This is a genomic window from Allostella sp., from assembly GCF_041913585.1.
Classification (GTDB): domain Bacteria; phylum Pseudomonadota; class Alphaproteobacteria; order ATCC43930; family Allostellaceae; genus Allostella.
This window is the reverse complement of record NZ_JAYSFE010000037.1, coordinates 12796-36417: the sequence shown is the minus strand read 5'-3', so window position 1 is coordinate 36417 and position 23622 is coordinate 12796. Positions and strand designations below refer to the sequence as shown.

Here is a 23622-nt window from a genome sequence, read left to right as displayed (position 1 = left end):
GAGAAATAGGGCGCGGCCTTCTTGATCCAGGCCTGCCAGGCCGGGTCCGCCTGCATCGCCGCCCGCCGCTGCTCGCGGTCGGCCATGCTTTCGTACGCCCACATATGGACGATCTGGTTGATCGTCCCGACCTCGGTGACGAAGTAGCCGAAGGGCTTGCCGAGGTGCCGGGTCTGCACCGGATAGCCCTCCGCCTCGTAGGCCGCCAGGAACTCCGCCAGCTTGCCGACATGGACGGTGTAGGTTCGCTCGTCGACGATCATGGTCAGGCGACCCCGTGCCGCTTGAACCACGCTTGCAGCCGCTGCCATCCGTCCTCGGCCGGTCCCTTGCGGTAGCTCGGGCGATAGTCGGCATGGAAGGCGTGCGGGGTGTCGGGATAGACCACGATCTCGGACGGCTTGCCCGCCGCCTTGAGGGCGGCCTGCATCTTCTCGACCGTGTCGTTGGGGATGCCGGGGTCGGCGCCGCCATAGAGGCCGAGCACCGGCGCCTTCAGGTCGGCGACGAGATCGATCGGGTGCTTCGGGGTCAGCTCGCTCGCCTGCCCGACGAGCCGTCCGTACCAGGCGACGCCCGCCTTCAGCTTCGGCTGGTGGGCGGCATAGAGCCAGACCACGCGCCCGCCCCAGCAGAAGCCGGTCATGCCGAGCCTGTCGGTGTTGGCCTTGCCGGTCGACTGGGCCCAGGCGACGGCGGCGTCGGTATCCGACATGAGCTGGGCGTCCGGCACCTTGGCCACGATTTCCCGGAGGATGGTCGGGACGTCCGTCAGCTTCGAGACGTCGCCCTGCCGGGCATAGTACTCGGGCGCGACCGCGAGATAGCCCAGCTTGGCGAACCGCCGGCAGACGTCCTTGATGTGCTCATGGACGCCGAAGATCTCCTGGACGACGACGACGGTCGGAAACGGCCCGCCCGCCGCTGGCATCGCGTGGTAGGCGGGAATCGTGCCGCCCGCAACCGGGACCTGCACCTCGCCGGCCGTCAGCCCGGCGGTGTCGGTGGTGATGACGCTCTGGGCCTGGATCGGCTGGGCGGCGAGCGCGAAGCCGGTCGCCAGCGTGCCGGCGACGACGAAGCCGCGCCGGCTGAGTTCGGTGCGGGCGATCAGGCTCCGCATGTCCTGGGCGAAATCGTCTGGCATTCCCCGTGCTCCTCCCTGTCCTTCGACCATCAAGAGTATCAGCGCCCGGCGTCCGCTGCCGGTCACGCCGTCGTGATCGGCCTCAATAGTCGAGCCGGTACTTGATGCCGACGCTGGTGCCGTCGCCGCCGACGCCGGCATCGACGGTGACGTTGGGCAGCACCTGGATCTCGACCCCGACGGCGGATGCGTTCTCGCCCGGGTTGGGGTTCACCTTCACGAAGACGTCGTCCGTGACGTAGCGGCCGAGGGTGACCGAGGTGCCGTCCTCGCCGCCGATGTCGAGCGCGTCGAGGCCGAGGGTCTGGCGGACGCGGTCGACGATGCCGCTGCCGCTGCCGAGGCCGGCGAGCTCCGCCGCCGCCTGGGCGAGCTGCACCGCCTGGCCCGGCGTGACCTGGGAGGTGCTGCGGCCGAAGAGAACCTGGGCCAGCACCTCGTCCTGCGGCAGCGGCGGATCCGACCCCAGCGTCAGCGTCGGCTGCGTCGCGCTGCCGGCCACCGTCACGGTCGCCTTCAGCTGGTTGGCGGTCGCCGTCGCCAGCAGGTCGAGCCGGGCATCGGTCGGGGCGCCGTCGAAGGAGATCACCCCGCGCTCGACGGTGAAGCGCCGTCCGAGCAGGTCGTACCGGCCGCGCACGGTCTCGATCGCGCCCGTGACCTGCGGCGCATCGAGCGTGCCGGCGACGCGCAGGTTCCCCCGCCACTCGGAATCGAGTCCGCGACCGCGGACGAAGAGCCGGCCCGGCAGGACGACGTCGATCGCCAGCGCGATCGGCAGCGCCGCCGCCGTCCCGCCGGACGGGTCCGCGTCCGCCACGCCCGGGCGGTTGATCTCCACCACCGGCAGCGGCGTGAGCGCCGCCGGCGTCGATTGCGGCAGGGCGATGTCGCCCTGGTCGACCTGCACGCGGCCGGCGATGCGCTGGCCGGCGGCGGTGCTCCGGGCCTCGATGCGGCCGCTGGCGATGGCGCGCCCGAGGTCGTTGGCCAACACCCGGAAGCGCTCGGCCGTCACGGCCGCCTCGCCGCCCCATCCCGCGTCGCGCCGCTCCGCGAAGCCCTGGCCGGCGATGCGGCCGCCGGCGCCGTCGGTCGCCGACAGCTTCTCCAGCCGGAAGCGGTCGCCGTCGCCGACCAGGGTGGCCTCGAGATCGGCCAGCACGATGCCGGTGCCGCCGTCCTCGATGCGGGCGCCGGCGAGCGAGGCCCGGCCGCCGGGCCGGGGTGCGGCGACCGTGCCGTCCAGGCGCAACGCGGCGTCGAGCCGGCCGGCCATGGTCAGCGTCTCGGTCGGCAGGTAGGTGCGCAGACGGGCCAGATCGACATTCCCGTCGGCCCGTCCGCCGATCGTCCCGTCGGGCGGGAGCGCGAACTGCGCCGGCTTCGCGGCCAGCACCAGCGGCACCGATGCCGCGACGGTCAGCGCGGCGTCGGGCACGTCGCGCAGCGCCGCGGTCAGACTGGCGCGCCCGTCCTGCCAGCTGCCGTCGGCGACGATCGCCAGCGGCGGCAGGTCGCGCGGCGTCCCGCGCCAGCGGATGCCGCCGGCGCGCAGCGACAGCGTACCCGACGGCTGGCGGGCGGCCGTGTCGATGCGGGCCTCGCCGTCGATCTGGCCCTGCATCCCGCGGACGCCGGCGAGCCGGCCCAGCTCGGCCATCGACAGGCGCGCCAGGGCGAGTTCGCCGTCGATGCCGTCGGCGGCGTAGCGGGCGCGGCCGGTGACGCGCCCGCCTGCCAGCCGGAGGTCGATGCCGTCCGCCGTCACCGTGCCGCGATCGAACCCGATCCGGAGCGGCCCGCCCAGGGCAATGGTCTGCTGGTCGACCGTGACCGAGCCACGGGTGAGCGTGGCGGCGATCGCCTCGCCGGCCCGGCCGATGGTGGCCGCGAGGTCGACCGCCAGCGGCTGTGGCCGCTGCCCGCGGGCGGCGAGCGTCGCCCGGATCTCGCGCGCGAGGTCGCCGCTCGCGTCCAGCTTCGCCTCGTCGATCGCGCGGCCGCCGGCCGCGATGCCGCGGGCCTGCACGGCGACGGTGCCGCGCGGCGCCGTCATCGGCGCGTCGACGCTGACCTTGATGGTCGCGGCCCGGACCCGGGCATCGGCGATGGCGAGATCGCGGGCGTTGCCGTCGGCGGAGAGCCGCAGGGTCCGTCCGACCGGCCCCAGCCGCGCCGTGAGGTCGAGCCCGCCCGCGGCGCCGCGGCCGAGGAGGGGCTCCAGGCGCGACAGGTCGGGCGCGGCCACCCTTGCCGCCGCGGCCACCGGGCCGCCGCCGCCGAGCGTCGCCGAGCCCGTCAGGCGCTGGCCCGCGGCGTCGACCCGCAGATCCTCGACGGCGAGACGGTCCGCCTCGCGCCGGAGGTCGGCGCGCAGCGTCACGGGCACCCCGTCCAGATCGAGGCCGCCCTCGACCCGGCCCGTGAGCCGGGTCCCCTCGAGCCGGCCGTCGGCGGAGACCGCGAGGCGCCGAATGCGGCGTCCCGCGGCGGTGAGTTCGGCGGACGACAGGCGCACCGCCGCCGCCGGCCGGTCGAGCGTCCCCGAAACCGTCGCCTCGGCCGCAACCTCGCCCGCCATCGCCGTGCCGAGCGGCTGGGCCAGCGCCGCCAGACGCGGCAGGACCGCCCGCATCTCGGCCGCGACGGCGCCGTCGCGGCCGAGGCTGCCGCTCGCCTCGATCCGGATCTCCCGCCCCTCCAGCCGCAGGCTGGGCGCCCGCAGCCCACCGTCCGCCGCGCGCCGGAACTCGGCGGCGAGACGGGGGGCGGGGCCGAGCAACGCCGTCAGGGTGGGTTCGCCCTCGGGGGCGTGCATCTCGGCGGTGGCGTCGCCGGACAGCGCGCCGGTCCGCATGTCGCCGGCGATCCGGCCGGAGAGGGCGACGGCGCCGTGCAGCGGCGACCCGACCCGGCGGAGCAGTGCGGCCGGCAGTTCGGCGGACAGGCGGAGGTCGAGCGGGCCGTCCGGAGCGACCGTGCCCGCCGCCGCGACCATGCCGTCCGCGGTCGTGACCGTCAGCCCGTCGATCGCCATGCGGCCGTCCGCCGCCAGGGTTCCGGCCACCGTCCAGTCGGCGTCGCGGACGGGTGCCGGCGCGCCGTCCAGGCTCAGACCCGAGACCCGGCCGCGTGCCGACAGGGCGACCGCGTCGCCCGCCGGCCGGACGTCGGCCGACAGCGACAGCCCGTCGAGGCCGGCCGCGGCGGCGGCAAGGCCGGTGCCGTCGATGGTGAGCGCGAGCCGCGGCGCGGCGGTCGTGCCGGTGAGGTCGGCGCCGAGGACCAGCGCGCCCGAGAGGTTCTGGCCGGCGGCCGCGCCCAGTGGGGCCAGGTCGACGACCGTGGCGTCGACGCGGCCCGCGACGGCGCCGTCCGGCGCCAGACGCCCGCTGGCCGAGAGGGCGAGGCCGCCGCCGGACACGTCCAGCCGGGCGATGGTGGCGTCGTCCGCGCCGGTCGCGTGGCCGGACATGCGGATGCCGTCGGCGAGCGGCGCGCGCCATGGCTCCGCCAGCAGCGGCGCCGGCCGGATGGTGCCGTCGACGGCGAGGCGATAGGGGGCGATGCCGCGCGCCTGGAGCACGAGGTCGAGGCTGGCACCTTCGCCGAGGCTGCCGGTGAGCCGTCCGGTCCAGCCGTCGATCGGGCCCGCGCCGTCGAGCGACAGCCGCGCCGGCCGCGGTTCGTCGCCGCCGAGCAGTCGTCGGGCGAGGTCGCCCGACGGATCGGTCGCGTCGAGCTTCGCCTCCAGCCGGTTCTCGTCGGGGGCGAAGACCAGCCGCAGGTCGATCGCACCCTCCGGTCCGTCGAGGCGGCGCACGGCGACCGTCGCCTCGGCGCGGCTCGATTCCAGGGTGGCGGCGCCGTGGACGGCGATCGCGATCGCCTCGCCCGCCACCGCGGGCGCGATCTCCAGGCGCTCGACGGCAATGCGGTCGAGCGAGAGGGTGAGCGGGAGGTGCGGCAGGCCCGGCGGCCCGGGCGGGCCGGCCGGCGATGCCGACGGCGGCAGCACCGGCAGGCGGTCGAGGCGGATTCGCTGCGCCGCCATCAGACCCAGCCGGAGCCGCCGCGACAGGATGTCGGAGGCGAACCAGTCGATCTCGAGGCGGTCGATGGCGAGCCACGGTCCGGCCTCGTCGGCGACGGAGAGTTCCCGGACCGTCATGGCGAACGGCACCAGCCCCGCGATGCCGGCGATCGCGACCCGGCTGCCGGGCGCGGATGCGGCGTCGGCGATGGCGCCGGCCAGCCAGTCCCGGCCGAGCCGCGTCTGGGCGGCGGCGAAGAGGCCGCCGAGGACCACGAGCAGGAGCAGCAGCACGATCGCCGCCACCCCGAAGGTCCGCCGTAGCCACCACATGCCGGCGGTCCTAGAACGCCTGGCCCAGGCTGATATAGACCTGGACCAGATCGTCGACGCCGTCGCGCCGGTTCAATGGGGTGGCGAGGTCGAGCCGGACCGGACCGAAGCTCGTGTAGTAGCGCAGGCCGATCCCGGCACCGACGAAGAGCCGGTCGCCGAAGCCGGGCAGCGTGGAATCCGTCACGGTGCCGGCCTCCAGGAACGGCACCACGCCGATCGTCTCGGTGACCTTGATCCGGAGTTCGGCCCCGCCTGTCAGCAGCGACTTGCCGCCGAGCGGGTCGCCCGCGGCGTCGACCGGCCCCGCCATCTGGAAGCCGAAGCCGCGGACGCTGCCGCCGCCGCCCGCATAGAAGCGCTGCGGCGCCGGCACCTCGCCGCGCCCGGCCCCGAGGAGGCTGCCGAGGCTGGCGCCGGCGGCCAGCACCCAGCTCCCCTCCTCGTCGAGCCGCCAGTACGCGGTCTGGTCGATGCGGAGTTTGAGGACGCCGAGGGCGCCGTCCTCGACCCCGAAATAGGGCGTGGCGCTGAGCGTGGTGCGATAGCCGCTGGTCGGGTTCAGCAGGTCGTCGGAGGTGTCCCGGCGCAGGAAGACCGGCGCTCCGACCAGGTGGTAGCGGTTGGTCCGGCGTTGGGCCGTCACCTCCATCCGCTCGTACTGGAGGCCGGCGCCGGCGGTCCAGTGCGGCGGGAAGCGCCGCTCGATGCCGCCATGGATGCGCAGGAAGCGGTTGTCGTAGGCGGGCGGCTTCTCGTCGGCGAGCGTCAGGCTGGCCACCAGATCCTGCTCGTCGGCGAGGAAGTAGGGTCGGCGATAGGTGGCGGTCGCCCCCAGTTCCTGCTCGGCGAAGGTGCCGGACAGGCGCACCCGGTCGCCGTTGCCGAAGAGGTCGCGGTGCTCCCAGAAGAGTTCGGTGCCGAATCCGGTCGAGGTCGAGTAGCGGAGGCCGCCGCCGACGCTGCGCCGCTCGCCCTCGACCAGGGTCACCGTCATCGGGACGGTACCGTCCGGGTCGACGCGATCGGCCGCGGCGATCCGCACCGAGGAGAAGAGGCCGGAGCCCGCCAGCGCCTTGCGCGTCGCGTCGACCTTCCGCGAATCGTAGGCCTCGCCCGCCTGCCATCGCAGTCGACGCCGGACCATGGGTTCGCGGGCGTCGACCAGCCCTTCGATCCGGGTCTCGCCGAACCGGGCGGCCGGTCCCGGATCGACGATCCAGGTGACCGTCGCGGCGCGCAGCGCATGGTCGACGACGATGCGCCGGTCGACCCGCCGGGCGAGCGGCCGGCCGGCTTCCCGCAGGCGCGCCAGGACGTGGCCTTCGGCGGCGAGGATATCGGCGCTGCGGACCGGATCGCCGAGCGCGACGCCGAAGGTCTCGATGGCGGGAAAGTCCGCCGGCAGCGGCGGGGCGCCCGTCGGCACCGCCACCGCCACGTCGCGGACCAGGTAGAGCGGGCCGGGATCGACGGTGATCGAGACGGCGGTCGGGCTGGCATTGCGGTCGATGCCGCTTTCGACCCGCGAGTCGAAATACCCGAGTGCGCGCAGCGTGTCGGTGATGCCGCGCCGGTCGTCCGCCACCCGCCGCGCCAGGGCGGCCCGGCTCTCCGGCGGATCCTTCTGTCGCAGCAGCGTCTGGGCGATGTCCCGGATCCGCTTCTCCACGCCGTCCTCGCCGGCGGCGACCGTCAGCGTCGCGGTGTAGGGCACCTCGGCCGCGGCCGGGCCGGCGGCGGCGAGGACGAACAGCCCGGCGGCGAACAGGCGGCGGGCGCAGAGGCCGGTCAGTCGTCGTTGCGGGTTCAAGACGGGACCGGGCTCTCTCGTCCGTGGCGGCGGGCGGCCGAAGGCCCCGCGCTTGATCGGGCGGGTTCCTCGGTCGTTCGACCGAGACAACGCGGCAGGGCCGGGTTTGGTTCCAGGGGGAAGGGGCCGGGACGCCGCCGGACGGCGGCGCCCCGGCCGGGGTTCCGGGGGCGCGCCGGTGGCGGCCGGGCCGGCCGGCGCGGCTGTCCTCGTCGAAGAGCTCGGCCAGCTTGTCGGTCATGGTGCCGCCGAGCTGCTCGGCGTCGACGATCGTGACCGCGCGCTTGTAGTAGCGGGTGACGTCGTGGCCGATGCCGATCGCGATCAGCTCCACCGGCGAGCGGCCCTCGATGTACTCGATTGCCTCGCGCAGGTGCTTCTCGAGGTAGTTGCCGGGATTGACCGAAAGGGTGGAATCGTCGACCGGGGCGCCGTCCGAGATGACCATCAGCACCCGCCGCTGCTCGGTCCGGGCGATCAGGCGGTCATGCGCCCACATCAGCGCCTCGCCGTCGATGTTCTCCTTGAGGATGCCTTCGCGCAGCATCAGGCCGAGATTCTTGCGCGCCCGCCGCCACGGCGCGTCGGCCGCCTTGTAGACGATGTGGCGCAGGTCGTTGAGGCGGCCCGGGTTGGCGGGCTTGCCCTCGGCGATCCAGCGCTCGCGCGCCTGGCCGCCCTTCCAGGCGCGGGTGGTGAAGCCCAGGATCTCGACCTTGACGGCGCAGCGTTCCAGCGTCCGCGCCAGGATGTCGGCGCTCATCGCCGCCACGGTGATCGGGCGGCCGCGCATCGAGCCGGAATTGTCGATCAGCAGCGTGACGACGGTGTCGCGGAAATCGGTGTCGAGCTCGCGCTTGAAGGACAGCGGGATCGCCGGGTTGGTGATGACCCGGGACAGGCGCGCGGCGTCGAGGATGCCCTCCTCCAGGTCGAACTCCCACGACCGCGTCTGCTTGGCCATCAGGCGCCGCTGCAGCCGGTTGGCGAGGCGGCTGATGACGCCCTGGAGATGCGCCAGCTGCTGGTCGAGCAGGCCGCGCAGGCGCGCCAGCTCGTCGGCGTCGCAGAGCGCCTCGGCATTGACCGTCTCGTCGAAGCGCTTGGTGTAGGCCTTGTAGGAGGCGTCGGGCCCCTCGCCCCAGGCCGGGCGCGGCACCTGACCGGGACGGCCGGGACGGTTGGGGTCGTCGTCGCCGGTGCCCGGCATCATCTCGCCGTCCTGCTCCTCGGCGGCGGCGCCGGAATCGTCCTCGCGCGGGTCGCCGGGGGCGGCCTCCATCGTCGACTGGGTGCCGCTGGCGGAACCCTCGCCCTGCTCGCTCTCGCCGTCGGCATCGGCCGCGTCGTTCTGGTCGCTCTCGCCGTCGCCTTCCGAGCCCTCGGCCTCGGTGTCGCCGAGATCGAGGTCGAGGTCGGAGATGAGCTTGCGGACGGCCTGTCCGAAGCGCTCCTGGTCGTTGATGTGCTGCGCCAGGTCGGCGAGGTCGGTGCCGCCCTTGGCCTCGACCCAGGGCCGCCACATGTCGACGACGCGCTTGGCGGAATCCGGCGGCGCCTCGCCCGTGAGCTGCTCGCGCGCCAGCAGGCGGACGGCGTCCGCCATGGTGACGTCGGTGCGCTCGGTGACGCGGTCGAAGCCCTGGCGGCGGTAGCGTTCGGCGAGCGCCGCCGCCAGATTGTCGGCGACGCCCTTCATTCGCCGCGCCCCGATCGCCTCGACGCGGGCCTGCTCGACGGCGTCGAAGATGGTGCGGGCGAGTTCGCTCGGCGGCGCGCGCCTGGCGTGCAGGCGGGCGTCGTGGTGGCGATAGCGCAGGGCGATGGCGTCGGCGGCGCCGCGGACCTGGGCCGCCTCCTCCGCCGGCAGGTCGCGCGACGGCAGCGGCACGCGGGCGCGCGTGCCGGCCGCCCCCGGCGGGTCGGAGCTGAAGACGACGTTGACGTCGTCGCGCTCGGCGATCGCCCGCAGCGCCGCCGTGGTCGACCGCTTGAACGCCTCGAGCGGCGTCTCGGCCTTGCCCTGGGTCATCGCCGTCGTCTCACAGCAGCTTTGCGCGAACGCCGGTTTCCTTGAGTTCGGTGCCGAAGCAGCGCTGGTAGTATTCGGCCACCGACGCGCGCTCGACCTCGTCGCACTTGTTGAGGAAGGTCAGGCGGAAGGCGAAGCCGATGTCGCCGAAGATGCGCGCGTTCTCGGCCCAGGTGATGACCGTGCGCGGCGACATGACGGTCGAGATGTCGCCGTTGATGAAGCCGGCGCGCGTCAGGTCGGCGCAGGCGACCATCTGCGAGATGATCTTCTTGCCCTCGGCGGTCTGGTAGCTCGGCATCTTCGCGAGCACGATCTCGACCTCATCGTCGTGCGGCAGGTAGTTCAGGGTGGCGACGATGTTCCAGCGGTCCATCTGACCCTGGTTGATCTGCTGGGTGCCGTGATAGAGGCCGGTCGTGTCGCCGAGGCCGACCGTGTTGGCGGTCGCGAACAGGCGGAAGGACGGGTGCGGGCGGATGACCTTGTTCTGGTCGAGCAGGGTCAGCTTGCCCTCGACCTCCAGCACGCGCTGGATCACGAACATGACGTCCGGCCGACCGGCGTCGTACTCGTCGAAGACGATGGCGGTCGGATGCTGCAGCGCCCAGGGCAGCAGGCCCTCACGGTATTCCGTGACCTGCTTGCCGTCGCGCAGCACGATCGCGTCCTTGCCGACGAGGTCGATGCGGCTGATGTGGCTGTCGAGATTGACGCGGATGCAGGGCCAGTTGAGGCGGGCCGCGACCTGCTCGATGTGGGTGGACTTTCCGGTGCCGTGATAGCCCTGGATCATCACACGGCGGTTGTAGGCGAAGCCGGCCAGGATCGCGAGCGTGGTGTCGTGGTCGAAGCGGTAGGCCGGGTCCTTGTCGGGAACATGCTCGGTCGGGGTGGAGAAGGCCGGCACGGCGAGATCGCTGTCGATGCCGAAGACTTCGCGGGCGGAAACCTTGATGTCGGGCAGGCCGTTCGGCGCCGCCTCTGCGGCGCGGGGTGACGTGGCGGTGGCCATCGGGGTCGGATCTCGTCGTTTGGAGACAACAGGAATGAAGACCGGACTATGCGAAATAGCCGTTCTTGAGGGTCGCATAGGCTTCGTTGATGGATTTTAGACGTTCCTCAGCGGCCTTGTCGCCCCCATTCGCATCCGGGTGGTGCTGCTTGACCAGGGTCAGATAGCGCGATCGCAGCCGCTCGAACGTGACTGGCGGCTCCAGTCCGAAGATGGCGAGCGCCCGCAGGTGGGCGGCCTCGGCCGGCGGCCGGCCGGGCTCGCCGCCCTTGCGCGCCGGCTCCTCGTCGAAGAATCCGAAGCCGTCATGGACCCGCCAGCCGGGGTTCCGCGGCCGGCCGCTGCCGAGTGGCCAGGTCGGGCGCTGCCACACCGTGTCGCGCCGCAGGTCGGCCTCGATCTCCGCCTGCGACATGCCGCGGTAATAGTCCCAGGCGCGGTTGTATTCCCGGACATGGTCGAGGCAGAACCAGCGATACTGGTCGAGCCGGTCGCGCGACTGCGGCGCGCGGTATTCACCGTCGCCAGTGCAGCCGGGCCACTCGCAGGTGCGTCTGTTCCCCGCCTCCTCCGGATCGCAGGCGAGGGCGACGCGCTCGAACCGTCGTCTCATTGCGACGGAGTATGGTCAGGCGCAGTGGGCCAGACAAGGCGATGCACCGGCGAACGGCGCGAGAATCCTTGGACGAACCGAACGGGACACCGACGACGATGACGATGCAGGACACGATCCGCGACAAGCTGACGCACGCATTCCGGCCGATCGCCCTGACGGTCGAGGACGATTCCCATCGCCATGCCGGCCATGCCGGCGCGCGCCCCGGCGGCGAGACCCACTACCGCGTCGACATCGTCGCCACAGACTTCGCCGGCCGCTCGCGCGTCGAGCGCCAGCGCATGGTCTATGCCGTGCTCGCCGCCGAACTGGCGGGCGGCGTCCACGCGCTCCAGCTCCGGACGCGGGCCCCGGGCGAACCGTCCTGATGGGGCGGCCGGCTCCGCCGGGCTCGCGTCAGGCGCTTTCCTTGCGCGGTCCGGTGTAGAAGGCGGGCCAGATCCGCGCCACCACCGGTCCGTCGAGGGCGAGTGCGTGGCAGGTGTCGAGGTGCGCCGGCCGGCGCTGCGGCCCCGTCGGCGTGCCGGCCGCCGCCTGGCTGCGGCGCTGGCGTTCGCGCCAGGGAAAGATCGTCTGGAAGGCGGTGGTGGCGACCGGACCCAGCAGCTCGACCAGGTGGGTGCAGCCCTCGGTGCCGCCGAGCAGGCTGCGGACCTGCTGCGTCCATCCGGCCTTGATCGACAGGCCGACCACGCGCTGGAAGTTCGGCGTGATCTCCGGGCAGATCGGAAAGGGGCTGGCGTCGGTCACGACCTCGATCGCGCGCACGACCAGTTCGTCGTCGACCGTCAGGCGGATCCACATGTCGTGGACCGGCGTGCCCGGCGGCATCGGCCCGCGGCTGTTGCTGTCGAAGGCATAGGACTTGGTGTCGACCAGGTGCCCTTCGATGTCCCACAGCCCGTCCTCGCGGCGATAGCCGCGGCATTCCACGGTCCGGGTGTGCAGGTGGGCGCGCGGCGCCGGCTCGGAAAGTGGCATGGGCGGGGGTCCGGGAAGGCGATCGGGTCGCGCCATGTTGCGGCGCAGCGTAGGCGACCTAAGACGAACTCCCCTTCCGCGTCAATGGTGCCGACGTCAATGGTGCGGGCGCCCCTGGTGCCGACCCGGGGCGACGGCGAGTCAGGCGGCGATGGCGTCCTCGAGGAGCGCGGTCACCGCCGCGATCTCGACGTCGCGCGCGACGAACGCCTGCCCGATGCCGCGGACCAGGATGAAGGTGACGCGGCCGTTCCGCGCCTTCTTGTCCTTGGCCATGTGCGCCACCAGCCGCTCGGCCGTCCAGCCGCTGCCGCGCACGCCGGCCAGCCCCGTCGGCAGGCCGACCGCCGCGAAGTGGCGGCGGACCCGGACGGCGTCCTGCCCGGGGCAGAGCCCCAGCCGTGCCGACAGGTCGAACGCCATGATGGTGCCGATGGCGACCGCCTCGCCGTGCAGCAGGCCGCCGCCGAAGCCGCTCTCGACCTCCAGCGCATGGCCGAAGGTGTGGCCGAGATTGAGCAGCGCCCGGTCGCCGGTCTCGCGCTCGTCGCGGGCGACGATGGCGGCCTTGGCCCGGCAGCTCGCGACCACCGCGCGGCGGGCGGCGTCGGCATCGCCGGCGACCAGCGCCGGGCCCGCCCGCTCGCACCAGTCGAAGAAGGCGGGGTCGCCGAGCAGGCCGTACTTCACCACCTCGGCATAGCCGGCCAGCAGTTCGCGCCGCGGCAGGGTCCGGAGCACGTCCATGTCGGAGAGCACCAGCAGCGGCTGGTGGAAGCTGCCGACCAGGTTCTTGCCCGTCGGCATGTCGATCGCGGTCTTGCCGCCGACGGCGCTGTCGACCTGCGACAGCAGCGTCGTCGGCACCTGCACGAAGCCGATGCCGCGCAGCAGGATGCTGGCGGCGAAGCCGGTCAGGTCGCCGATGACGCCGCCGCCCAGCGCCACCAGCGCCGCGCCGCGGTCGACGCCGAACTCCAGCACGCGCTCGCAGAGATGCTGCAGGTGGGGGAAGTCCTTGGTCGCCTCGCCCGGCGGCAGGACGACCGTGTCGTGGCGGATGCCGGCGGCGTCGAGGCCGCCCCGGAGCGTCGCCAGGTGCAGGCGGGCGACGGTCTCGTCGGTGACGACGACGACCCTGGGGGAGGACAGCACCGGGGCCATGCGCCGGCCGGCCTCGGCGACCAGTCCCGGCCCGACCAGGATGTCGTAGCTGCGCTGGTCGAGGCCGACTCGGACGGTGTCGACGGCGCTCATGTCGGCGACCCGACGACGGCCGGGGGGCAGGACACGGCGCGGTGGGCGAGATATTCGGAAAGGGCGGTCATGCAGCGATCGACGGTGTTCTCGGTCGGGGCGTCGAGGCTGTCGACGACGATGTCGGCCTCGGCATAGACGGGATAGCGGATCGCCATCAGGCGGGTCAGGATTTCCTTGGGATCGCCCTGGTTCAGCAGGGGCCGGTGGGTGCGCCGGGCCACCCGGCGGACCAGCACCTCGAGTTCGGCGCGCAGCCACAGCGAAATTCCGCGGGCGCGGATGCAGGCCCGGGTGGCGGGGTCCATGAAGGCGCCGCCGCCGGTCGCCAGCACATGGGCCGGCTCCTCCAGCAGGCGCTGGATCACCCGGCGCTCGCCGTCGCGGAACGCCGTCTCGCCGTGGCGGGCGAAGATTTCGGCGATGGTGCAGCCGGCGGCAGCCTCGATCTCGGCGTCGGCATCGACGAAGCCCAGGCCCAGCCGATGGGCGATCCGCCGGCCGACGCTGGTCTTGCCGGCCCCCATCAGCCCCACCAGCACGAGCGTGCGCGGCAGCACGATCCGATCGCCCAACGTCGCGGTTCCCCCGTCGGTGCGCCGGTTCGCCCCCTGACCATCTGCCCCCTGGCGTTGTGTCGCCTCCGAGGCGCCGATATTCTGCCCTCCGGCCGCCATCGACGGTAGTTAGCACAAAGCCCGTCGCAAGTCGTCAAGCACGCGGGCGGACGGAGAGCGCCTCGCCCCGGAGTTTCACGCCATGACCCGCAAGCTCGTCTGGATCGCCGCTTCCGTGGTCCTGGTTCTCCTGATCGCGGCCCTCGGGACCCTGCTGCTCGTCGACATGCCGGCACCGACCAAGCGCATCGAGAAGGTGATCCCGGATGGCAGGCTGGCCCGCTAGCGCGATTCTCGCCCTCGTCCTGGCGGCGCCCGCCGCGGCGCAGGCGCCGCCGACGCCCCTGCTGACGCCGCCGCGCCCGGCCGCTCCGGCGGCGGCACCGGAATCGGGGCCGCCCGTCCGCATCCCGCCTGCGATCGGCACGCCGCCGACCCCCCTGCCGCAGGAGCGCGGCCGCACCGCACCATCGCCGGCGGTGACGGCCCGGCCGCTGCCGGCGCTCGATCACGAGTCGGCGGGCTGGAGCCAGGCGGAAGGCGGCCTCGGCCCCGACCTGTGGCGCGGCAGCGCCTGGACGGCCGCCGCCCCCCTGCTCGAGCGGCTGTCCGCTCCGGCGGGGACACCGGCGCGCCACGCCCTCGCCCGGCGCCTGCTCATGTCGGCGGCGGCGCGGCCGGACGGTGCCCCGGCGGGCGCCTTCCTGGAGCGCCGCCTGGTCCGGCTGCTCGCCGTGGGCGACGCGGCCGCGGCCGCAGCGCTGGCGCGCGCGGTCCCCGAAGCGCGGCTCGACGGTCCGCGGGCGCGGCCGGCGGCCGAGGCGGCGCTCCTCGGCGGCTCGGCCGCCGATGCCTGCCGGCGCGCCCGCCGCGCCGACGTCGACATGGCCGACCTCTTCTGGCGCCGCCTGCTCGTCGCCTGCGACGCGATCGAGGGCCACGGCGACCGGGTGCGCCTCGGCCTCGACCTGCTGCGCGACCAGGGGCTCGATGCGGGCGAGGCGTTCACCCGTCTGGCGGAGGCCGCCGCCGGCCTCGGCGACAAGCCGGCGACGGCGGCCGGGCTCGCAGCCGTCGAGGTGGCGCTGGCGATCCATGCCGGGGTCCCGGCGGAGCCGAAGGCGCTGGCGGCCGCCCCGCCCGCCGTGGCGGCCGCGTTCGCCCGCGCCTCGGCGCTGCCGCCGGGGGTCCGCCTTGTCGCAGCCGAGGCGGCGGCCGGCCTCGGCCTCGTCGAGCCGGCGGTGCTGGCCGGCCTCTACGCCGAACTGCCGCTGCCCCCCGAGCGCCTCGCGGACGCGCTCTCGGCGGCCGGGGGCATGCCGGGCGCGGACGGTCGCGCCCTGCTCTTCCAGGCGGCGCGGCTGGAGATCGTGCCGGGACGCCGGCTGGAGCGGCTGGCTGCGGGCTGGGACCACGCGCGCGAGCATGGTGCCGCGCTCGCCTTCGGCGCGGCGGCGGCGCCGCTGGTGCGCGAGATGTCGCCCTCGGTCGACCTCGCACCCCATGCCGCGGCGGCGATCCGCATCGCGCTGGCGGCCGGCGACGGCCGCACGGCGATGCGCTGGCTGGCGATGATCGGCCAGCGGCCGGGCGATGCGGGCGCGATGGCGGCCCATGCCGCCGCCGCACCCCTGGTGCGGCTGGCGCTGGGTGAGGACGGACCGGCCTGGAACGCCGAGGCGGCCCACCGCTGGACCGGCGCCATGGGCGGACCGGGCTCGCCGCGGGCGGCCGTCGGACTGGCCCTGCTGGCCGCACTCGGCGATCTCGCCGCCAGCGACGAATGGATCGCGCTGATCGAGGCGCCGCCCGGCCGGACCGCGGCGTTGCCCGGCGCCGCGGCCGCCGTCTGGTTCGCCCAGGAGGCGGCGGCGCGCGAGAGCCGGCTCGGCGAGCAGGTGGCGCTCGCGCTCCTGGCCGTCGGACGCGATGCGGTGCCACATCCGTTGGCGGCCTTCTCGGCGCTGAACGGCCTGCGGCTTGCCGAGCAGACCGGCACCGCGCGCCGCATCGCGGTCGAGATCGCGCTCCTGGCCGGCCTCTAGCCCCGGCGCCATGTCCGGCACCGCGCTCGCCAGCCGCCGCCTCGAGGGGTTCCTCGAGATGCTGGCGGCTGAGCGCGGCGCGGCGCGGAACACCCAGGAGGCCTACCGCCGCGACCTCGGCGACCTCGCGGGGTTCCTCGCCGGCCGCGGCGAGACCCTCGACGCCGCGACCGAGGACGGGCTGCGGGCCTATCTCTCGCACCTCGACGCGGCCGGCATGGCGCCGCGGACGCAGGCGCGCCGGCTCTCCGCCATCCGCCAGTTCCATCGCTTCCTCTATGCCGAGGGCCTGCGGCCGGACGATCCGAGCACCCGGCTCGATTCGCCCCGCCTCGGGCGGCCGCTGCCCAAGATCGTCGATGCGGGCGAGTGCGACGCGCTGCTGGCGGCGGCCCGCCTGCGCCCGGCGCCGGACGGGCCGCGCCTGGTGGCGATGGTCGAGCTGCTCTATGCGGGCGGCCTGCGCGTCTCCGAACTGGTCGACCTCCCGGTCAACGCCGTGGCGCGGGACAGCACGACGATCGTCGTCCGCGGCAAGGGCGACCGCGAGCGCGTGGTCCCGCTCGCGGCCTCGGCGGTGGCGGCGGTCGGCACCTACATGGCGGTACGCCCGGCCTTCCTGCCGCGGGGCGCCCGCCGCGCCCAGGCCGAGCGCTGGCTCTTCCCGTCGCGCGGCGCCGAAGCCCGGCTGACGCGCCGCCGCGTCGGGCAGCTGCTGAAGGAACTGGCCGTCCAGGCCGGGCTCGATCCCGCGCGCCTGTCGCCGCACGTCCTGCGCCACGCCTTCGCCACGCACCTGGTCGACGGCGGCGCCGACCTGCGCAGCGTCCAGCGCATGCTGGGCCATGCCGACATCGCCACGACCCAGATCTACACCCACGTCGCCGACGAGCGCCTGACCCGTCTGGTGCAGTCGCACCACCCGCTGGCCGGCCGCCGCCCGCGCCGCGGCGAGGAATGAGGGTGCGCCGGTTTCCCCCGCCGGCCGCGCTGTGCTAGTACCCGCCCACCATGCGCAGTTTCCTGGATTTCGAGCAGCCGATCGCGGAGCTCGAAAGCAAGATCGAAGAGCTCCGGCATCTTCCCGGGGCTGCCGACATCAACATCGCCGACGAGGTCGCCAAGCTCCAGGGCAAGGCCGAGCGCCTGCTGCGTCAGACCTATGCCCGGCTGACGCCGTGGCAGAAGGTGCAGGTCGCCCGCCACCCCGAGCGGCCGCATCTCTCCGACTACCTGGCCGCCCTCGTCACCGACTTCACGCCGCTCGCCGGCGACCGCACCTTCGCCGAGGATCGTGCGATCATCGGCGGCCTCGGCCGGTTCCGCGGCACGCCGGTGATGGTCATGGGCCAGGAGAAGGGGGCGGATACGGAGAGCCGCGTCCGCCACAATTTCGGCATGGCCCGGCCGGAGGGGTACCGCAAGGCCCGCCGGCTGATGGAACTGGCCGACCGCTTCGGCCTGCCGATCCTGACCATGGTCGACACCGCCGGCGCCTATCCCGGGATCGGGGCCGAGGAGCGCGGGCAGGCCGAGGCGATCGCGCGCGCGATCGAGGCGGGCCTCGCGGTCGGCGTGCCCTTCGTCTCGGTCATCATCGGCGAGGGGGGGTCGGGTGGCGCGATCGCGCTCGCGACCGCCAATCGCGTGCTGATGCTGGAGCATGCCGTCTACTCGGTGATCTCGCCCGAGGGCTGTGCCTCGATCCTCTGGCGCAGCGCGGAGAACGCGCAGGAGGCGGCCGAGGCGCTGAAGCTGACGGCGCAGGACCTGCTGCGGCTCGGCGTCGCCGACGCGATCATCCCCGAGCCGCTGGGCGGCGCCCACCGCGACCGCGCCGCGACGGTGGCGGCGGTGGGGGACGCCATCGCAACCGCGTTCCAGGGGCTGGAGGGGCTCGACGCCGCGAGCTTGCGCCTGCGCCGCCGCGAGAAGTTCCTGGCGATCGGCCAGAGCGCGGCCTGACCGGCCCGGCCCGGCCGCGCGCCACGCCGCCGCCCGGTCCTGCCCCTGACCGCCCATGACCGAGAACGGCCACGACATTCCCTATCTGCGCGAGGTGCTGGTCTTCCTCGCGGCCGCCGGCATCGTCGTCCCGGTCTTCCACCGGCTGCGCGTCAGCCCGGTCCTGGGATTCCTCCTGATCGGCGTCGTCATCGGCCCGCACGGGCTGGGCGGCCTCATCGGCGACGTGCCCTGGCTGCGCCACCTCGTCATCACCGACCTCAAGGGCGTCCAGTCGATCGCCGAACTGGGCATCGTCTTCCTGCTGTTCACGATCGGTCTCGAACTGTCGCCGCGGCGGCTGTTCTCGATGCGCCTGGCGGTGTTCGGCATGGGCGGGTCGGCGGTGCTGCTGTGCGCGGCGGTGCTCGGCGCCGGCGCCTGGCTCGCCGGTCATTCGGTCGCCGCGGCGTCGGTCCTCGGCCTCGCGTTCGCCCTGTCCTCGACCGCGATCGTCATGCCGCTCCTGGCCGAGCGCCGGGCGGCGACCGGCGTCCTCGGCCGCAACGCCTTCGCGATCCTGCTGTTCCAGGACCTGGCGGTGGTGCCGATCCTGGTCCTGATCTCGGTCCTGGGCGGCGGCGGGCCCGAACAGTCGCCGGCGGCCATCGCGCGGGCCCTGGGGGAGGCCGTCCTGATGGTGGCGGCGATCGGGGTCTTCGGACGGTTCGCCCTGCGGCCGGTCCTGCGCTCGGCGGCGCGCGCCGGCAGCCCGGAACTCTTCATGGCGGTCATCCTGCTGGTGGCGCTGGGGACGGCGATGGCGACGGCTGCGATCGGGCTGTCGATGGCGCTGGGCGCGTTCCTCGCCGGGCTGCTCATCGCCGAGAGCGAGTTCCGCCACGAGGTCGAGGTCGACATCGAACCCTTCAAGGGACTCTTTCTCGGCCTCTTCTTCATCGGCGTCGGCATGGGCATCGACGGCGGTGCGCTGCTCCGCCACCCCGTTCCGATCCTGGCGGCGGTGGTGGTGCTGTTCCTCGTCAAGGGGCTCGTGATCGGCGGGCTGCTGCGGGCGTTCGGGCAGCCCTGGCCGGTCGCGGTCGAGGCCGGCCTGCTCCTCGGCCAGGCGGGCGAGTTCGCGCTGGTCGCCGTCGGGCTCGCGACCGGCGCGCATCTGATCGAGGCGGCGGCGGCGCAGGACGTGCTCCTGGTCGTCGGCCTGTCGCTGCTGGCGACGCCGCTGGTGGCGATCGGGGCGCGCCGGCTGGCGCGCGGCATCGCCGGGAGCGTCGCGCGCCGGCACGAGGAGACCGACGGGGTGGTGCCGCCGCCCGAAGGGCACGTCATCCTCGCGGGCTTCGGTCGCGTCGGGCGCACGCTGGCCGCCGCCTTCGAGGCGGAGAAGATCGCCTATGTCGCCGTCGACCTCGACCCGGCGGTCTCGGAAGCGGCGCGGCGGACCGGGCAGGCCGTGCAGTTCGGCGATGCCGGCCGCGGCGAGGTGCTTCGCCATGCCGGGGCGGACACCTGCCAGGCGCTCGTCGTCACCCTCGACGACGTGCAGGCGGCCGAACGGGCCGTCCGGGCGGCGCGCCGGCGCTGGCCGGACCTGCCGATCTATGCCCGGGCCCGCGACGTCGCGCACGCGCGACGCCTCGCCGAGCTCGGCGCCACCGAGGTCATTCCCGAGGCGCTGGAGCCGAGCCTGCAGCTCGCCGGCCGGGTGATGGCCGGAATCGGCATGCGCGAGGAGGCCGTGGCGGAACGGCTGGCGGCGCTCCGCGACGCGTGGTCGGGCCGCTTCCGGGCGTGATCCGCCGGGCCGCCGTCAGTTGGCGACGGCGCGGATGCGCTCTTCCGTCAGGCCGACCTTGCGGGCGGTCGCCAGGATGTCGGCCCAGGCGCGATCGGCGAGCGGAATGCCCTCGGCCAGGCGCTTGGCGCGCGTCCGGCGCTCGGGTTCGCCCGGGACCAGCACCTCGCCGCCGGGCGTGGCCGGGCGCGACGCCTTCACGTAGTCGACATACTGGGCGAGTTCGCGCGCGAAGGCGTCGTCGGAATGGAAGCGGTCGACCGCCATGTAGATCGACAGCATGCCATTGGCGATCTGGCGCGGACCCGGTCCCGAGCAGCCGGAACCGGTGAAGGCGCCGCCCAGGAGCTCGCACATCAGCGCCAGGCCCGATCCCTTGTGCTCGCCGAAGGCGCGGAGCGCGCCCTCGCCCTTGCGGGGATCGGGGACGGCGCCGGGCGGCACCTCGCCGTAGAGGGTGCGGGGATCGCTCGACAGGCGGCCGTCGGGCTCGATCAGCGCGCCGGCGGGCAGGGGCTTGCCGCCGGAATGGGCGACCAGCGCCTTGCCCTCGGCGACGAGCGAGGTCGCGAAATCGAGGATGACCGGCTCGCCGCCGGCGACCGGCAGGCCGATTGCGATCGGCGCCGTCGAGAAGCGGCGGTCGACGCCGCCGAAGGGCGCCACCAGCTCGCTGCCGGCGACGTTGACGAAGTGGAGCGAGACCTGGCCCTCGGCCGCCGCCATCTCCGGATAGTCGCCGATGCGCCCGAGATGGCCGGCATGGCGCAGGCCGACGATGGCGACGCCGTGCGACCTCGCGCGGGAGATGCCGAGCTCGACCGCCAGCGGCCCCACCGTCTGTCCGAAGCCGTAATTGCCGTCGACGAGGGCGAAGGCGCCGCCGTCGACAACGGTCGTCAGCGACCGCCCGGCATGGACGCGGCCGGCCTGCAGCGTCTCGACATAGCGCGGCACCCGGATGACGCCGTGGCTGTCGTGCCCGGCGAGGTTGGCGCCCGCCAGCATGGTGGCGATCCGCCCGGCCTCGGCGGCGTCGCAGCCGGCGGCGGCGAAGATGTCGGCGACCAGCCGCACGAGCGGCGCATGCGCGATCAGCAAGGAAGCGTCTCCTCCGGGCGGGTGGACCGGCCGGCCCGGCGCGCGGGCCGCTCTCGGTTCCTGGATCTTTCGGCGGCGTGCGGTGCTAGAGCCGGCCGTGGCAGTGCTTGTATTTCTTGCCGCTGCCGCACGGGCAGGCGGCATTGCGGTTGACCTTGCCCCAGGTGGCGGGGTCGGCCGGGTCGATGCTGGCGACGGCGGCCACCGCGGTATGGCGGGGCAGCGGGCGCGGCTCGGCCTCGCCGTCGGCCGCGACCTCGCTGAGCGCCGGGTCGAAGCGGGTCTCGTGCATGCCGGCCGGGAAGGGCGGCGGCGGCGGTTCCGGCTCCTGCATCCGCACCTCGATATGGCTGAGGAGCTGGACGACGGCCTCGCGGAGATGGACCAGCATCTCGCCGAAGAGCTCGAAGGCCTCGCGCTTGTATTCGTTGAGCGGATCGCGCTGGGCATAGGCGCGCAGGCTGATCCCCTGGCGGAGATGGTCGAGCGAGAGCAGGTGGTCCTTCCACACCTGGTCCAGCACCTGGAGCAGGATGCTGCGCTCGGCCATGCGCATCAGGTCGGGACCGTAGGCGGCCATCTTGGCCGCCATCTTCTCGTCCAGCGCGCGGGTGATCCGCTCGCGGATCTCGATGTCGGCGATCCCCTCCTCGCGCACCCAGTCGGCGATCGGCAGGTCGAGCCCGAAGAGGCGCAGGCAGGATTCGTGCAGACCGGTCGCGTCCCACTGCTCGGCATAGGCGTTGGGCGGGATGCAGCGCGTGACCTGGGCCTCGATCACCTCGGACCGCATGTCGGCGATCATCGCCTCGACATCGTCCGCCTGCATGATCTCGCGGCGCTGCTCGTAGACGACCTTGCGCTGGTCGTTCATGACGTCGTCGTACCGCAGCAGCTGCTTGCGGACCTCGTAGTTGCGCGCCTCGACCTTCTGCTGCGCCTTCTCCAGCGCCTTGTTGATCCAGGAATGGACGATCGCCTCGCCTTCCTTGATGCCGAGGCGGCGCAGCATCGTGTCCATGCGCTCGGACCCGAAGATGCGCATCAGGTCGTCGTCGAGCGAGACGAAGAACTTGGAGCCGCCGGGATCGCCCTGCCGGCCCGAGCGGCCGCGGAGCTGGTTGTCGATGCGCCGGCTCTCGTGCCGCTCGCTGCCGATGACGTAGAGCCCGCCGGCGGCCAGGGCCTCCTTGCGCGCGTCGGCGACCTCGCCGCGGATCAGCGCCTCGCGATGGGCACGCTCGTCGGGGTCGCCGATCTCCGCCAGTTCCCGGCGCAGCCGCAGCTCGACGTTGCCGCCGAGCTGGATGTCGGTGCCGCGGCCGGCCATGTTGGTGGCGATGGTGACGGCGCCCGGCCGGCCGGCCTGGGCGATGATGTAGGCCTCCTGCTCGTGGTGGCGGGCGTTCAGCACCTGGTGCGGGATGCCGCGCTGCTGGAGGATCTCGGCGAGCTGCTCGGACTTCTCGATGCTGACGGTGCCGACCAGCACCGGCTGCTGCCGCTTCCGGCACTCCTCGATCTGCATCACGATCGCGTTCAGCTTCTCGCGGCCGGTCCGGTAGACCTCGTCGTCGTGGTCCTTGCGGATGCAGGGCACGTTGGTCGGCATCTCGACGACGTCGAGCTTGTAGATGTCCGACAGCTCCTGCGCCTCGGTCATCGCCGTGCCGGTCATGCCGGCCAGCTTCGGGTAGAGGCGGAAGTAGTTCTGGAAGGTGATCGAGGCCAGCGTCTGGTTCTCGACCTGGATGGTGACGTGCTCCTTCGCCTCCAGCGCCTGGTGCAGGCCCTCCGAGTAGCGCCGGCCCTCCATCATGCGGCCGGTGAACTCGTCGATGATGATGACCTTGTCGTCCTTGACGATGTAGTCGGTGTCGCGGGCGAAGAGCTTGTGGGCGCGCAGCGCCTGGTTGACGTGGTGGACGAGCGAGACGTTGTGGACGTCGTAGAGCCCGCCCTCCTTCAACAGCCCGGCCTCGATCAGCAGGCGCTCGATGGTCTCGAGCCCGGCCTCGGTCAGGGTGACGGTGCGCTGCTTCTCGTCCTTCTCGAAGTCGGTCGCCTGCAGCTTGTACATCAGCGCGTCGGCGCGGGCGTAGAGCTCGGAGGAATCCTCCGCGGGGCCGGAGATGATGAGCGGCGTGCGCGCCTCGTCGATCAGGATGCTGTCGACCTCGTCGACGATCGCGAAGTTGAACGGCCGCTGGACCATGTCCTCCAGCCGGTACTTCATGTTGTCGCGGAGATAGTCGAAGCCGAACTCGTTGTTGGTGCCGTAGGTGACGTCGGCGGCGTAGGCGGCGCGTCGCTCGGCGTCGTCGAGCCCGTGGACGATGCAGCCGACCTCGAGGCCGAGGAAGCGGTAGATCGCGCCCATCCACTCGGAATCGCGCCGCGCCAGGTAGTCGTTGACGGTGACGACGTGGACGCCCTTGCCGCCGAGCGCGTTGAGGTAGACGGGCAGCGTGCCGACCAGCGTCTTGCCCTCGCCCGTCTTCATCTCCGCGACCATGCCGCGATGGAGCACGGTGCCGCCCATCAACTGGACGTCGAAATGGCGCTGGCCGAGCACCCGCTTGGCCGCCTCGCGGACGGTCGCGAAGGCTTCGGGCAGGATTTCGTCCAGCGTCGCGCCCTTCTCGAGCCGCTCGCGCAGCATCGGCGTGCGCGCCCGCAACTCGTCGTCGGAGAGCGGCGTGAGGGAAGGCTCCAGCGCGTTCACGTCCCGGACGATGCCGCCGAGGCTCTTGATGTAGCGATCGTTGGCTGAGCCGAAGAAGCGGCGGGCGAGTGCGCCGATCATCAGGACCTCGGGCGGGACGGGATGGAAGGGTAGGACCGCGCGGACACGGCCGAGCAAGACATA

Annotated in this window: 17 protein-coding genes and 1 pseudogene; 6 read left to right on the top strand and 12 right to left on the bottom strand. The window is 73.5% G+C overall.

All coding sequences use genetic code 11. The features are described from left to right. The 7 genes and pseudogenes from ACE3Q3_RS09565 to ACE3Q3_RS09535 all read right to left on the bottom strand — a co-directional run. Positions 1 to 263, bottom strand: a 263-nt coding sequence (locus ACE3Q3_RS09565; protein ID WP_374445008.1) for an NIPSNAP family protein, incomplete at its 3' end; no start/stop codon positions are given. Positions 264 to 265: 2 nt separating this feature from the next. Next, positions 266 to 1147: a dienelactone hydrolase family protein gene (locus ACE3Q3_RS09560; RefSeq protein WP_374445006.1), complete on the bottom strand. Its 882-nt coding sequence runs from the start codon at positions 1145 to 1147 to the stop codon at positions 266 to 268. Positions 1148 to 1229: 82 nt separating this feature from the next. Further along, positions 1230 to 5516, bottom strand: coding sequence for a translocation/assembly module TamB domain-containing protein (locus ACE3Q3_RS09555; RefSeq protein WP_374445002.1), 4287 nt, complete (start codon positions 5514 to 5516; stop codon positions 1230 to 1232). Between the two features lie 10 nt (positions 5517 to 5526). Next, positions 5527 to 7329, bottom strand: a complete 1803-nt coding sequence (locus ACE3Q3_RS09550) for an autotransporter assembly complex family protein (protein WP_374445000.1) — start codon at positions 7327 to 7329, stop codon at positions 5527 to 5529. 184 nt (positions 7330 to 7513) lie between these two features. Further along, positions 7514 to 9361 (bottom strand): annotated as a pseudogene (gene cobT / locus ACE3Q3_RS09545) (cobaltochelatase subunit CobT); the annotation flags it as partial. Between the two features lie 10 nt (positions 9362 to 9371). Beyond that, positions 9372 to 10376 (bottom strand): cobaltochelatase subunit CobS, encoded by a 1005-nt coding sequence (cobS, locus tag ACE3Q3_RS09540; RefSeq protein WP_374444997.1) that lies wholly within the window; start codon positions 10374 to 10376, stop codon positions 9372 to 9374. A gap of 46 nt (positions 10377 to 10422) precedes the next feature. Next, complete coding sequence (locus ACE3Q3_RS09535; RefSeq protein ID WP_374444995.1) at positions 10423 to 10989, bottom strand: J domain-containing protein; 567 nt, start codon at positions 10987 to 10989, stop codon at positions 10423 to 10425. A 98-nt stretch (positions 10990 to 11087) separates the two neighbouring features. Here ACE3Q3_RS09535 and ACE3Q3_RS09530 point away from each other — a divergent pair, with 98 nt between their 5' ends. Next, positions 11088 to 11360 (top strand): BolA family protein, encoded by a 273-nt coding sequence (locus ACE3Q3_RS09530; RefSeq protein WP_374444992.1) that lies wholly within the window; start codon positions 11088 to 11090, stop codon positions 11358 to 11360. A gap of 28 nt (positions 11361 to 11388) precedes the next feature. On the opposite strand, the gene ACE3Q3_RS09525 is transcribed toward ACE3Q3_RS09530, so the two are convergent. The 3 genes from ACE3Q3_RS09525 to ACE3Q3_RS09515 all read right to left on the bottom strand — a co-directional run bounded on the left by ACE3Q3_RS09525 (position 11389) and on the right by ACE3Q3_RS09515 (position 13805). Beyond that, a complete protein-coding gene (locus ACE3Q3_RS09525; RefSeq protein ID WP_374444990.1) occupies positions 11389 to 11973 on the bottom strand; it encodes a DUF2889 domain-containing protein in 585 nt (194 codons plus the stop codon). Positions 11974 to 12114: 141 nt separating this feature from the next. Further along, positions 12115 to 13230, bottom strand: a complete 1116-nt coding sequence (gene aroB / locus ACE3Q3_RS09520) for a 3-dehydroquinate synthase (RefSeq protein ID WP_374444987.1) — start codon at positions 13228 to 13230, stop codon at positions 12115 to 12117. Continuing rightward, positions 13227 to 13805: a shikimate kinase gene (locus ACE3Q3_RS09515; RefSeq protein WP_374444985.1), complete on the bottom strand. Its 579-nt coding sequence runs from the start codon at positions 13803 to 13805 to the stop codon at positions 13227 to 13229. The genes aroB and ACE3Q3_RS09515 overlap by 4 nt, the downstream gene beginning before the upstream one ends. Positions 13806 to 13989: 184 nt before the next feature. On the opposite strand from ACE3Q3_RS09515, the gene ACE3Q3_RS09510 reads away from it, so the two are divergent. Genes ACE3Q3_RS09510 through ACE3Q3_RS09490 form a run of 5 tightly spaced genes read left to right on the top strand, consistent with a single transcriptional unit; the run spans position 13990 to position 19652 of the window. Continuing rightward, complete coding sequence (locus tag ACE3Q3_RS09510) at positions 13990 to 14133, top strand: hypothetical protein (protein ID WP_374444982.1); 144 nt, start codon at positions 13990 to 13992, stop codon at positions 14131 to 14133. Further along, the gene (locus tag ACE3Q3_RS09505; RefSeq protein WP_374444980.1) at positions 14114 to 15892 is read left to right on the top strand and encodes a hypothetical protein; all 1779 of its coding nucleotides are present in this window, start codon (positions 14114 to 14116) and stop codon (positions 15890 to 15892) included. Before ACE3Q3_RS09510 ends, ACE3Q3_RS09505 begins: the two co-directional genes overlap by 20 nt. Positions 15893 to 15902: 10 nt before the next feature. Continuing rightward, positions 15903 to 16853: a site-specific tyrosine recombinase XerD gene (locus ACE3Q3_RS09500; RefSeq protein WP_374444978.1), complete on the top strand. Its 951-nt coding sequence runs from the start codon at positions 15903 to 15905 to the stop codon at positions 16851 to 16853. Between the two features lie 50 nt (positions 16854 to 16903). Then, a complete protein-coding gene (locus ACE3Q3_RS09495) occupies positions 16904 to 17857 on the top strand; it encodes an acetyl-CoA carboxylase carboxyltransferase subunit alpha (protein WP_374444975.1) in 954 nt (317 codons plus the stop codon). Positions 17858 to 17912: 55 nt separating this feature from the next. After that, positions 17913 to 19652, top strand: a complete 1740-nt coding sequence (locus ACE3Q3_RS09490) for a cation:proton antiporter (RefSeq protein WP_374444973.1) — start codon at positions 17913 to 17915, stop codon at positions 19650 to 19652. Between the two features lie 15 nt (positions 19653 to 19667). On the opposite strand, the gene ACE3Q3_RS09485 is transcribed toward ACE3Q3_RS09490, so the two are convergent. Both ACE3Q3_RS09485 and secA read right to left on the bottom strand, forming a co-directional pair. Beyond that, positions 19668 to 20753, bottom strand: coding sequence for a malate/lactate/ureidoglycolate dehydrogenase (locus ACE3Q3_RS09485; RefSeq protein ID WP_374444970.1), 1086 nt, complete (start codon positions 20751 to 20753; stop codon positions 19668 to 19670). An 85-nt stretch (positions 20754 to 20838) separates the two neighbouring features. Beyond that, the gene (gene secA, locus ACE3Q3_RS09480) at positions 20839 to 23559 is read right to left on the bottom strand and encodes a preprotein translocase subunit SecA (protein WP_374444967.1); all 2721 of its coding nucleotides are present in this window, start codon (positions 23557 to 23559) and stop codon (positions 20839 to 20841) included. Between the last annotated feature and the right edge of the window lie 63 nt (positions 23560 to 23622).